Raw genomic sequence first — 12,899 nt, 5'->3', positions numbered from 1 at the left:
TCTTTTCACAAGCCAGGTTAATCAAGTTTTCCTGAATTATTAGTTTTATTTAATAGCGGTGGAATATTTGATTCATTTTCATCAAGCCAATCCGGATCAGGAAACTTTCTTATTGCAGAGTATCGCTTATAGGTTTCATAGATATCTCCATTTCCCGTCACTCTGGGATCATTAGTTTGCATCAGGTATCCACCTAAGGCCGTTCTTAACTCTACCAACATTTTTTGAGACTTTGGATCGTCGGCCAGGTTTACCAGGCAGTAAGGATCATTTTTAATATTAAAAAGCTCTTCTGCCGGTCTTTTACTCACCGCTTTTTCAAAAAGTGGTTTTACATCGGGATCATTACGATGTTCTACCATAAAATCAAAGGTTGGACAGGCATCAATGTCATGATAGGCACCATGCATAGGTTCCAGTTTTCCATCTGAACCAACCTTCTGGGGTGCTCCTGCCGGCCATCTTTCCGGTTTAAAATTCCGGATATATAAATAATCATCAGTTCGAATACTTCGCTGAGGGTAGGTGAGGTTATTCCATCTGGAACTGGAATGCCTTTCCCTTGATGTAAAAACTGCTTCCCGGGCACCTTCTTCTTCCTGGTTTTTATTCTTTAGGGTGCTTATAAGACTCTTCCCTTCCATAGCATATTCCTTAAGAATACCTGCAGAATGGGAACCTGCCGCGGCCTCTAGGAAGGTGGGGGCCAGATCTATCAGACTCACGAGGTCTTCCAACGTTCTTCCTCCTTTGACACGATTCCCCCATCTTATGGCTAAAGGAACATGAGTTCCATATTCATAAGCATTAGCCTTGGCAGAGGGAAAGGACATACCATTATCTGAAGTGACTACGATAATCGTATTTTCAAGTTCACCAATTTCTTCAAGCTTCGCAATCATAGTAGCAAGATGCTGGTCAAAATATTCTATCTCTAGAGCATAGTCCAGGAGATCACTTCTCACTTCAGGACTGTCTGGAAGAAAAGCCGGAATTTTAACCTCATCCAGTCTTCTACCAGACTCTAAGCCAGAACCTGTTTCAAATCTTCTATGTGGCTCACGGGAACCGTACCAAAAATAAAATGGCCTATCCTGGTCTCTTTCAGCCAGAAATGCATCAAAATTTCCCGCGTAATCTGTGGTACTTACATGTTCCAACAAAGGCTTAGTATATCGGTCATTATAAAGATCCCCAGCAGGATTACGTTTTCTACCACTTGCTTCCCAGTTTCCCGGACCCCAGCCTTTCCCGGTATAGCCTACTTTGTATCCCATTTTTTCCAAAATATCGGGGAAGACTGTATATTCTGTAGGAAATTCGCTGTCATGAGTTCCTGCCTGCTCAAGTTGCCAGGGATTCATTCCCGTTAAAATTGCTGCTCGACTTGGACTACAGCCAGGAGAAGCAGAAAAAGCATTTGTAAATAATACCCCTTCTCTAGCCACCCGGTCAAAAGCCGGTGTATTAATCCATTCTTCACCATAGATAGAGGCATGCGGAAAAGACTGATCATCAGAAATAGCAAATAATATATTTGGCCTGTTTTTAATTGTTTCCTTTTCTTTGGTTACTCTATCGGTTTCCGTATGATTATTATTACAGGAAATAAAATGGGTAAAGATTAGATAGCACAAAACGGAAATAACCGATTTGACTTTTAGCCCCTTTAATCTTTCATTTATTTTATTCATCATACATATTTTACCAATGAAATACTTTTTCAGCATATTGATTTAACTAACTAGAGATGATCTTATACTAATCTTCCAGTAAATCATTTACTGCAAATTCGGGCAACATCTCATGATTCCCTTCAAATATTATCAAGCTCACATTCCTAAAGCTTTTTTTTAAAAAGATCTCTCTTCCGCCAATCTCACCAAAATCTCCAAGAGAAGACCTCTTCTCCAGAAGGTGCAGTTTTTCATTATCTGAAACATATTTTGATTTATTGGATACCGACATATCGGTCAATAACTTATTGTAAAAGTTGATGGATTGGGTTATTGGAACACTACCCTGTATCCCATCATACACTCCGGCATAAATAACCAGTTCAGAATTCTTTAGTTTCTTTGTGGGTGTATCCCAGTATAACGGAGATTTCTGTTTCGCATTTTCTATATTGAGCACTTCTTCAGAGCCCGTACAGTCCAGAATGTTCTGGGCATATTTGTTCCGTTTTATTTTACTTTCCTTGTACCAGGCCACTAAATCTGTTATTGAGGCCCAGGCCGAAAACTTTTTGATATCATACCGGGATTTCATAAATGTACTTAGGGTTGCATAGCCTCCCCCGCTTACCCCAACCACGAAAATTTTGGAAGTGTCAACATTGGAATTCTTAATAGCATAAGTAATGGCATCATCTATATCTGACAAGGCTAATTCACTGGCACAGGCATTTACCTGTATGTTTTGGCCACGAAAATCAGGATGGATATAGTTCACATTCTTTTGCATACTGATCTCAGCTATTTCATCCCTTTGCGAGTAATCACCACTCCAGGTGTGCAGACTTACAATTAAAGGTTGGGCTTTTTTTGAAGTAGATTTAAGAAAATATGCGTTCTGAATATTATTGTCGGCGCTGGATTGTATCTCCACCCGTTTAAAATCCTTGTCCCAATCAGTTTTTCGAGTATCATCATACTTAACATGGGATTTTCCAAACTGAAAGGTTTTTGTTTGAGGAATAACATTCCAGCCATCAATTACCAACTTCATTGTTTCTGAAGGTATATTCCCCATTGAAAAATCAAGAGACACCGATTTTGATTCCCCCGGAAGCAGGTTGAAAAAATTATCTGAATAAAATGTAGGACTTATACTTCTACCCTTATCATCCTGCAACTTTAATTGAGTGAAAAAGCTTAAAGAAGATGACGGATTGGTGATCTTAACTTTTAATTCTTCCCCTTCAAGCCTGGATTCCATCTCCAAATTTACCTTAGGGAGTTTATTCATATCCTCAAAGCCCGAAATAGCTGGTCCTGAAATTGTCCAGGCACCATCGTAGTTATCCCGAGACCGCCAATAGAAGGAATCACTTACCAGTTTATCTTTATCATCTTTGAGAATAAGCTTGATAAAGTGTACCTGAGATATTGAATCTGGAAACTCAATTTTCATGAGGTCGTTCACAACTCCATCCTGAGGAATGTCAAGAGTAACTTCTTTATTCCAGACTTCCTTAGAATTGATATCGTATATACTAACTTCTACGCTGTAATCTGAAAAGGATTTTCTGAAATCGTTATACACAGATACTGTATTTGTTAGATAATCATACTGAGTATTTAGTGGTTCAAGTGCATCCTGAGAATAATAGAGTGCTGCGGTTGGCTCTAAACTCCAGTCATACATACGACCTGCAGTTTGAGGTACAGGGCTGTTGTGATACCAAAACAGAAACCCACTTGCAAAACGATCCCCATACTTAAATTTGTTCTCATTCCACACTTCCCAGATGGCTCTGAAATTCATTGCTCCAACAAACTGGGCCTTCTTGGCGAATTCCTCAATAGAGTTAGAGGGACCAAACTCATTTACCGCAGCTTTATATTTAGTAGTCATATTATGGAAACCGCCACCATCTAAATAATTCCAAATCGAATCATTTATTGGCCATAGGTCCTCCTCAGGCATCATTAACCGAAGTGATTCCACGGTAGGCAGTATAGGCGTCCCATATTCCGGATTGAATCCATCAATCCTGCTTCCCCTCTTAGAGCCCGTGTTCTCATAATATTGCATTGGATTTTCATAGGAATAGGGGCTCCCATCGTGTACGCCACAACATTCAGACTGCATTTGATAATCACGAGTAGGATCTATAGTTCTGATCAATTGCTCAGCTCCGGGGATTTCCGTAGATTCATTGGAAGAGACATGATAAGCCAGAGAAGGATGATTCCTAATTCTCTTGACAGTAGCTTCTATATTATTAAGATAAAGAGTAGTGTCTACTACAGGTTGTGTATCACCGGTCATCCAGTACTCACTCCATACCAAAAACCCCATCTCGTCACAGAGGTCAAAAAAATAGTCAGATTCTGAAATTCCGCCAGCCCAAAAACGAATAAGGTTGAGTCCGGCTTGTTCAGTATACTTAAGCTCAGCAAGGGTTCTTTTAGCTGAATTTTTTAACATCCCCTCCGGGATCCAATTAGTCCCTCGAATAAAGACTGGATGTCCATTCACCAAAAACCTACGAGAATTATCTGGAGTATTCTGATCTGTAGTAATTTCCCTAATACCAAATCGCACTTTCTTGCTATGACTTATTTGCTCATTCTCCTCGAAGGATAAATAAAGGTTATATAAGTTCTGCTCGCCTTTGTTGATAGGCCACCATAATTTAGGATTCTGAATAATCAACTGCTTATACTCTTCAGGAGTAAACTCGATTTTTCTATGTTCATTTGGGTTAAGGCTTATCTCTTTTTGAACAACAATATCAGTTTCCTCAATCTTTGCATTCAAAACTCCTGAAATCTTTCGGTTAGAAGCATTAAAAGCTTCTACTGAAATGGTTTGTTGAGAAATTGTAGTATCAGGTAAATTCAATTTGGTTTTCACAAATGGATGATCCAATACCACATCACCAGTAGCATACAGTTCAACCTCTTTCCAAATCCCGGTATTACGATCCCTGATACCATCTTGAAAGGTAAAATCCCAACCCACACTCATGAGCATAGTTGTGTTCTTACCAATTATACCGTCTCCACCATTTTGGTTCTCTCCTTTTGCTCCCGATCTTTTCTTGCCCTTTCGGCCACTTTGTCCTGGAAAATCCACCGGCGAAACATTTACTGCCAGAGTATTGGATCCGCTTCGATTAACTATAGAGGTAACATCAAAGGCTTTTGAATTAAACATACCAGCCATGTTTCCAAGTTTTTGACCATTAAGCCATATTTCACTTTTGTAGTTAATCCCGTGGAATTTTAACCAGATCTTTTTATTCGAGAAGGTCTTTGGAACTTTAAATTCTGTTCGGTACCAATAATGGTAAAACTCCCTTCCGGCATCTGCCATATCAGGAATAACTTTCTTGGTACGCCTGTTAACATCCCCATAATAAGGGTCAGGATATATTTCATTCTCCACCAGAGAAGTAAGCACTGTCCCAGGAACAACCGCTTTCATCCATTCATCTTTATCACCATTTCCAGGTATAGAAATCTTGTCACCACCCGGAGCCAGTGAATCATATTTCTTTAATTGCCACTCTGAATTTTTTGAATAAGCAGGGTTGGAATTTAAGAAAATGGATTGCTCAGAAGACGGCTCACTAATATGTTGTTGAGACACCTCTTTATCTACCTTTATGCTTTGCGCATTAACGAATAAGGGTAGAGCATATATTATAATTATCAAACGATGAATAATCCTGTTTTTCATAAGTTGTTTTTTTGACTATTTATTTTCTTTAGCAATTTGGTTCTTTCCCCATACCACATCCTGATTTACCTCTACATCTTTTTTCAAACTATTTCTGGCCAGCCATAAGAGTACTAAGGCTAATAAGAATAGAGTGCCTGCGAGTACAGAGAGAATGTAAAGACCTTCATTAAAGTTTTTTACGGCAAAAAGGAGTAAAGAACTAAGAGCTACTGCAAACATGATAAACATGGGAATAAGCACGAAGTACGAGTTCACCTGTTTCTTAATTAACCACACTGCTACTGTAAGTAAGGCAAGGGCAGCCAGTAACTGATTTGCAGAACCAAATATGGGCCAGAGAGTAGTGAATTCCCCGGTGGTAAGAAGAACAACAGAACAAAATACTACAATAAGAGTAGCTATATATCGATTTCCTCCTATTTTCTTTCCCGCATTATGCTCTACACCATCAAAAAATTCCTGAAATGTAAATCTTGCCAAACGTGTGCAAGTATCCAGCGTGGTAAGCGCAAATGCCGACACTGTTAGGGCTACAAAAGATGTTGCCAACGCATTAGATATCCCTGTAGCTGAAATTATTTGTCCTAAACCATCAGCAAATAGCGTGACGGGTCCATCAGTAACTAAACTGCTTACGTAATCTGTCCTTGAAATCACCATCACCGCGCCAACAGATAGAATTGCAAGAAATGTCTCTATTAACATTCCTCCAAACCCTACCATTTTGGCATCTGATTCTTTATTAAGCTGTTTGGAGGTAGTTCCGGAAGCTACTAAAGAATGAAAACCACTAATTGCTCCACAGGCTACGGTAACAAATAATACCGGAAATATGTAACCGAGATCCTGCGTATACAGAACAATATCGTTGTCCATTTTTACTTCGGGATTGGCCACAAACACGCCAACGACTGCGGCAATCATAAGACCATACAGCAAATAACTAGTGAGATAATCACGAGGTTGCAGGAGAAAAGTAACCGGAGTTACTGAGGCTACAAATGCGTAAGCCATCAATATAAAGATCCATAATTTATAATCTAGGACTACTGGAATCTGCATACCAATGTAAACAAAGAAGTACATTAATATTACTCCAATAATTGTGGTGATAATAAATGCTGGCTTTGTATTCTTTAAAATTTTATTGATCAGACCAAAAACAACGGCTAACAATATAAATAGAATAGAGGCCGAAGCCACATATGGATTATTGACAAAAGTCTTTGCTATAATATCTGCAAATACACCAATAATGAGGATCAAAGTGGAAAAACTAAAAATCAGGAAAAGTATTTTACCAGTTTTTCCGATCTGCCTTTCAATAACATATCCAATAGATTTTCCCTGATGTCTTACAGAGGCAAGCATACTGGTTAGATCATGTACCGCTCCGAAAAAAATTCCACCTACCAAAATCCATATAACAGCGGGAATCCAACCAAAGGCAACAGCTATAACAGGGCCTATAATTGGACCTGCACCTGCGATGGAGGCAAAATGATGCCCGAGTACTACTGGAGATTTTGTAGGTACATAATCCACACCGTCCTCCAGGTTATGGGAGGGAGTAATATTGCGGTCGTTAATCCCTAACTTATTTGAAATATATTTCCCATAGGTAAAGTAGGCAGCCACTAAAATAATTCCGGAAATAACGATAAGCACAATAAGATTCATAAACTTTCTATTCTATTATACCTTATTCCCTAAACAGGGTTATTACATAGGTATCTTTAATTATTTTTAATCGATTACCTGTACTACTACCTTTCCAAATCGATGTCCAAGGCTCAACGTTTCTTCTCTATAATGTAATGTTGATGCTATCGTCATTGGTTAAGTTTTCAGTCTTGAATATAATCCTTTAAAAAGGCAGGATAAGTCTTCCCATTAGCCGTACCCTGTCCCGGAACATTCTTTCCATATGTTATGGAATCCCCCAAGCATAAAATGGTACTACCAGGTTTGAGCCAGCTTTCATTTTTAAGAACTTGAAAAATTTCTTTTGCAATTAGCCTATAACCTTTAGCTGTAGGATGAACACCATCTTCTTCTTCACTATTAAGCTCATTTTTGATATACAGATCTCTATTATGATCTGGGACTTCCTTGTCTTTAAAAATTCTGTTTATATCAACAAAAAGAGCATTATTATTTAGAGACAATAACCTCATAAAATGGGCTACGGAATCCAGTTTGTCATTTGGTGTATGATCATATAGTGTTTTATCATGTCTTTTATACAAATAGTTAGCATCCACTGGCGGTGGGCTTACCAGAAGAGTTCTTATATTATGTGTATTTAAATGCTTCAGCAAAAGACCAAGGTTATGTTCATATTCGCTATATGATATCATGTTTTTTGTATTCAGCATATCATTGGTTCCTACCATTATTATCACTACATCAGGATTTAATTCAAGTACATCGGCATTTATTCGATTCAATAAATTCACAGTGGTATCGCCACTAATTCCAGCATTTATAACAGTGATTTTTTGAGCAGTTACCTGATGTAATGAGAAAAAAACACCGAGAACCACTACGATAAATATCCTCCAAACTGTAACAAACATTATATCAATAAAATTTTTATCAAATTAGCCTCCACCATATTTACTAAACATTCCTTAATAACCTTATTTTCGGCCTATTTACTCTTGCTCAATTTGAGTACCTGACCGTCTTTTACCAGTTCTTCTTTAAGGACCTCATAATTAATCTCCTGGATAGGTACATTCTTATCAGTAGCGATGGCAGCTACAGTAGCAGCACTCTGCCCAAGTATCATGAATACCGGCTCCATGCGAATGGAACCAAAAGCAATATGAGAGCTTGATACTGCAAGAGGAACCAGAAGATTAGCACATTCTTCCTTTTTAGGCATTATTGTCCCGAGAGCAATTTGATAAGGTTCTTTAGCATGAACACCTATATCACCTTCGTTCTGAACATAACCTTCAGAGGTTATATAACGCTGCACGTTGTGAGAATCCATAGTATAAGATCCCATTCCTATTGATTTGGGCACCTTACGCTTCCCTAGAATGTCATGCTCTGTCATTACATAATCACCAAGCATGCGCCTTGCCTCACGCACATAGATTTGGTGAGGCCAATGATTATTATCCTTAAATTCGTCCTTCGCATATCCCCATTTTTTGAATTCCTGCTGAACATCTTTTGGAACTCTAGGATCATTTGCAATAAAATACATAAGACCCTGTTGATAGTTCACATGTTCCTGAACAATTTCAGCTCTCCGTTCGTAAGATGCTTCAGGATATTCATAGTTGGCTCCTATAAAATCAGTACTAAATGGCCCGTGATTATTGGTATCTGTCTTTAAATTGGGAATAGGGTCAAACTTATTAAAGGTTTGATCCCAACCAGAATCGTATAAACGCGCCAGAAGTTCATATCTTGCAGGGTCGTAATCTTCTGGTTTGTAAAAAGGAACTCGGTTTTCTTCAACTGTAGTAAGACACAACCTGAAATTGTAAGCCTGTACTTTTTCATCGGCCTCGCCATACTTACCCGGATCTTCAGCAGACACGCCTTTTATAAGACCACTTGACGGATCTCCAGGAATTTTATGGGGGCTAATTTGAAAATTTTTAAAATTATGTTTATGATGAAAAACATCAACTTGTACACCATTCCATTGTTCCCCATAGGTTGCATTGGATTCCCGTCCCACATCATAACTCACACCTGCGGCAGCCATTAAATCACCTTCATAGGTTGCATCTATAAAAACCTTACCAATGTAAGTTTTTCCAGAAAGGGTGGTAAAACTCTTAATTTTTCCATTTACCATTATTACCCCATTCTCCCGGTTTAACATCTCCTCCTTATGAACTGAAATGTCATTTTCTCTAATAAAATCATCAAAAACCTGTTCAGCTATATGAGGTTCAAAAATCCACATGGTTCTATTATCTCCGTCAATAGCAGGTGTCCCCTGACCCTGGTTACCATAATCCTCACGAAGTTGCCATCTCCAGCTATCGTCCTTGGTATAATAATTATAAACCCGCTGATAGAACTCCCGTGAAAGCCCACCTATAACTTCTTTCTTTCCAGTATCTGTATATCCTAAACCGGAGGACGAAAGTCCACCAAGATGTTTATCTGGAGAAACCATAATTACAGATTTCCCCATCTTTTTTATTTGTACTGCCGCAGTTACTGCTCCAGAAGTTCCTCCATATACAATAACATCAGCTGTAAAATCTTCAGTTGCTTTTTTTGCTTCTTCTGTAGAGTTTTCTGATGCCAATTTGCAACTTGAATCCATAGCAACTATTACTAAAACAAGTAAAACTTTTCTTAATCCAATCATAACTAAAAATTCCTGATTATTTGAAATTAAAAAGTAGTGGAATTACCTTTTAAAATTTTATTCAATTCCGCTTTCATTTGTTGAACTCTTTCCGGATGCTCATTAGCAAGGTTCGCCGTTTCGGAGGGATCTTTTGACAAATCATATAATTCATAATAGGGCTCTCTTTCCTTTCTCGGTACCTCTATAAATTTCCAGTTATCCTGTCTCAACCCATATACATCGTTTCCGGCTTTCACTACTACCGATCTCCTTTTATTCTTCTTTTCCCCCGCAAAGGCTGATAGATTATTTAGTCCATCTGTGGTGACGTCATTATCTAATTTATAACCGGCCACGGGTGCCAGTGTAGCCATAACATCAGTAAGAGAAAAAATTTCATCTGTTTCTTCTCCTTCAGGGAAATGACCTGGCCATCGTGCAATTAACGGAGTACGTACACCCCCTTCCCAGGCACTCCGTTTAACTCCACGTAATATACCATTAGGACTATGCCTGTCCAGGGTTGATAAATCTTTTGGAGCCATATACCTTCCTTCGGAATCAATAAAATGACCGGGTAATTTATTAGCTGCATTTGAAGCATCCATGCCATCATATGAAGTACGAAAAGCAGAACCATTATCACTTGCCAAAATAACTATAGTATTATCGGAAAGCCCCAGATTGTCTAGACCTTTGAGTAATTTACCGATATAAAAATCGAGTTCATGTACGTAATCTCCATATGGACCAGCCTGAGTAGAACCCAGAAATTCCTTGCTTACCGCAAGTGGAACATGTGGGACATATGGTGAGTAGTACAAGAAAAATGGCTTATCCTTTTTCGCACTCGCATTTTTTAAAAATTCCAGTGAAGCATCTGTAATGTAAGGCAGATAATCATCCATAGGAATCATATCAATGCTTTCTTTATTGGGCGTTTCATCTATTGTATAAAAGTCATGTTCAAGCGCACCAATTATAGTTTTATCTTTAAAAACAAAACATTCACTTGCGCAACTAAAACCTATCCAATGATTAAACCCATGGTCTATGGGCCCGTCTGACACCTCTCCAAAAAGGTCAATATTTCTTCCATTATCAGGCTCGTAAAACTTACCATAGCCTACCGGTTTTTCCCCATCCAAAGTAGGGAAAAGCGTTCCTAAATGCCATTTCCCAAAGCCTGCCGTAGTATAGCCAGACTTCTGGAACATTTGAGGTAATGTGAGTTGACCATCCTTCATCATGGATCTCTCATAATTTCGCATTACACCGTGCTTTTTTCTACTGCGCCATGCATATGTCCCGGTCAATAAAGAATATCTTGTTGGAGAGCAAATAGCAATAGGACAGTAGGCATCGGTAAAACGAATACCTTGTGAGGCTAAAGTATCAATATTAGGAGTGGGTACAAGTGAGTATTCATTGTAAACGCCAATATCTCCATAGCCTAAGTCGTCGGCTAAAATGAGTATAACATTTGGCTTAGGCTTTTTAGCTTCAACATTTTTTTGAGAGTCGCAGGAACTTAATATTCCTGCACTCACCAAAATTATGAGAATGGTGCATGAGAATTTCATAGAAAAGATTTCTAGATTACGTTAGAATTTAAATAAGAATAAAGGAGCCGGATGAAATTTCCGGCCCTCATATCAGGCTAATTCAACCCCATTAATATCCCGGATTTTGGTCTCCAGGTCCTAGTGCCGGGTTATTATTTATTTCATCTACTGGTAATGGAAGAAGTAAACTAACGTCATCCCAGACTTTTCCTGTAGCCTCAATAGCCTCCTTTGCTCGTCCAGTTCTGAGTAGATCATTCCATCTCTTCATTTCCAAGTTTAACTCATAAACCCTTTCTTCGAGCACAACATCTTTAAAATCTGCATAATTCATTCCTTCAGGGAAATCCACATTAGAAGGTGAATCCAACGGTACACCATATCCTCTTCTTCGAACAATATTTAACCTTTCAGTAGCAAGAGGAGTTGGTCCTCCGTTAACTTCGCTTGCAGCCTCAGCATAAATAAGATACATTTCAGCCAAACGATAAAAAGGAATATTATTTCTGCCATCAAAACTACCGGTAGTTCCAGCATCCCTATACTTATTAAAAAGTTTAGGAGTATCTGCAGGCAGTGGAGTAACTTCTCCATTACCATTTACATATTCTGTATAAATAGAGAATTGTTGACGAAGGTCGGTAGTATCCCAGTCCCAAACCAAACTTCCTTCTACAGGTAACCAAGCGTGGTATCCACCCACAGAATAACCTGTATTTCGCAAATGAATATGTGTAGCTATCCCGTTACCATTAGTTATCGACTGATGTGCAGAAAAAATTTCACCACTATGAGTAGTTGATTCAGGACCATAGATTTCAAGAAAATCGTCTGCCGCCTGTACTTCGACCAAAGAAAAAGGACCGCTATTAATTATATCATCTGCCATTTCCATAGCTTTAGACCATTCTTCAATATTTAGATATGTATCGGCTAAGGCCGCTTTTGCCGCCCAAGAGGTAACCCTACCAGTTTCAGACTCGGGAAAAGTATCGGCCAGATCAGGAATGGCTTCATGAAGATCGCTTATTATTAGTTCCCATACTTCAGAAGCCGATGCTCTCGGAGCTGGAATCTGGTCTAAGGATGTAAATTCTTCAGTTCGAAGTGGAACCCCTCCCCAATATTTAACTAAATTCATATAGAAAAATGCCCGTAGAAACCTTGCTTCTGCAATGTACTGGTTTCTAAGATTTGCATTCATGTTATCTATACCAGCTACATTGTCAATCACGGCATTAGCCCGGTTTATACCCCTATATAAATCATTATAAGCATCCCATACCCTACTCTGACTCGTATTGTCCATAGGCGAATCGTATACACTGAAACCCGCCTGGCTGCCACGTCCGTTAGAATAATCTGCTCTATTTTCTAATAAAGACATGTAATAAATACTGGGAAACTCACCCTCTCGACTAAAAATTCCATAAACTGCGGTAAGAGCTGCAAATGCATCTGTCTCGTTCTGATAAAAATTTTCTTTTACAAGACGGCTCTTAGGATATTCCGCAAGCGCATCTTCACATCCAGTAAAACATAGGTTTATTATTACTATCGCTAGGAATATTATTAATTTTCTCATTTTT

At 38.7% G+C, this 12,899-nt stretch carries 7 protein-coding genes; all 7 read right to left on the bottom strand.

The features are described 5' to 3' along the window. Positions 1-17: 17 nt before the first annotated feature. The 7 genes from BLT95_RS13550 to BLT95_RS13520 all read right to left on the bottom strand — a co-directional run bounded on the left by BLT95_RS13550 (position 18) and on the right by BLT95_RS13520 (position 12,895). Positions 18-1,697, bottom strand: a complete 1,680-nt coding sequence (locus tag BLT95_RS13550) for a sulfatase (protein WP_197676988.1) — start codon at positions 1,695-1,697, stop codon at positions 18-20. A gap of 64 nt (positions 1,698-1,761) precedes the next feature. After that, positions 1,762-5,412: a sugar-binding domain-containing protein gene (locus BLT95_RS13545; protein WP_089666680.1), complete on the bottom strand. Its 3,651-nt coding sequence runs from the start codon at positions 5,410-5,412 to the stop codon at positions 1,762-1,764. 15 nt (positions 5,413-5,427) lie between these two features. Further along, positions 5,428-7,095, bottom strand: coding sequence for a carbon starvation protein A (locus BLT95_RS13540; RefSeq protein WP_089666679.1), 1,668 nt, complete (start codon positions 7,093-7,095; stop codon positions 5,428-5,430). Between the two features lie 167 nt (positions 7,096-7,262). Further along, positions 7,263-7,994 carry a GDSL-type esterase/lipase family protein gene (locus tag BLT95_RS13535; protein WP_089666678.1) on the bottom strand — a complete coding sequence of 244 codons (732 nt, stop codon included), beginning with the start codon at positions 7,992-7,994 and terminating at the stop codon, positions 7,263-7,265. A gap of 74 nt (positions 7,995-8,068) precedes the next feature. After that, complete coding sequence (locus tag BLT95_RS13530) at positions 8,069-9,718, bottom strand: FAD-dependent oxidoreductase (protein WP_089666929.1); 1,650 nt, start codon at positions 9,716-9,718, stop codon at positions 8,069-8,071. Positions 9,719-9,789: 71 nt separating this feature from the next. Then, positions 9,790-11,328 carry an arylsulfatase gene (locus tag BLT95_RS13525; RefSeq protein ID WP_089666677.1) on the bottom strand — a complete coding sequence of 513 codons (1,539 nt, stop codon included), beginning with the start codon at positions 11,326-11,328 and terminating at the stop codon, positions 9,790-9,792. A 91-nt stretch (positions 11,329-11,419) separates the two neighbouring features. Next, entirely contained in the window at positions 11,420-12,895 is a 1,476-nt protein-coding gene (locus BLT95_RS13520; protein WP_089666676.1) for a RagB/SusD family nutrient uptake outer membrane protein, read from the bottom strand. Between the last annotated feature and the right edge of the window lie 4 nt (positions 12,896-12,899).

It is taken from the genome of Gramella sp. MAR_2010_147, from assembly GCF_900105135.1.
In the GTDB taxonomy this organism is placed as follows: Bacteria; Bacteroidota; Bacteroidia; order Flavobacteriales; family Flavobacteriaceae; genus Christiangramia.
This window is presented reverse-complemented; position numbering and strand designations above follow the sequence as displayed.

Bases quoted from the DNA above. Each gene is read 5' to 3' on its own strand.
- BLT95_RS13550 (WP_197676988.1), bottom strand. From the start codon at position 1,697: ATGATGAATAAAATAAATGAAAGATTAAAGGGGCTAAAAGTCAAATCG.
- BLT95_RS13545 (WP_089666680.1), bottom strand. From the start codon at position 5,412: ATGAAAAACAGGATTATTCATCGTTTGATAATTATAATATATGCTCTA.
- BLT95_RS13540 (WP_089666679.1), bottom strand. From the start codon at position 7,095: ATGAATCTTATTGTGCTTATCGTTATTTCCGGAATTATTTTAGTGGCT.
- BLT95_RS13535 (WP_089666678.1), bottom strand. From the start codon at position 7,994: ATGTTTGTTACAGTTTGGAGGATATTTATCGTAGTGGTTCTCGGTGTT.
- BLT95_RS13530 (WP_089666929.1), bottom strand. From the start codon at position 9,718: ATGGATTCAAGTTGCAAATTGGCATCAGAAAACTCTACAGAAGAAGCA.
- BLT95_RS13525 (WP_089666677.1), bottom strand. From the start codon at position 11,328: ATGAAATTCTCATGCACCATTCTCATAATTTTGGTGAGTGCAGGAATA.
- BLT95_RS13520 (WP_089666676.1), bottom strand. From the start codon at position 12,895: ATGAGAAAATTAATAATATTCCTAGCGATAGTAATAATAAACCTATGT.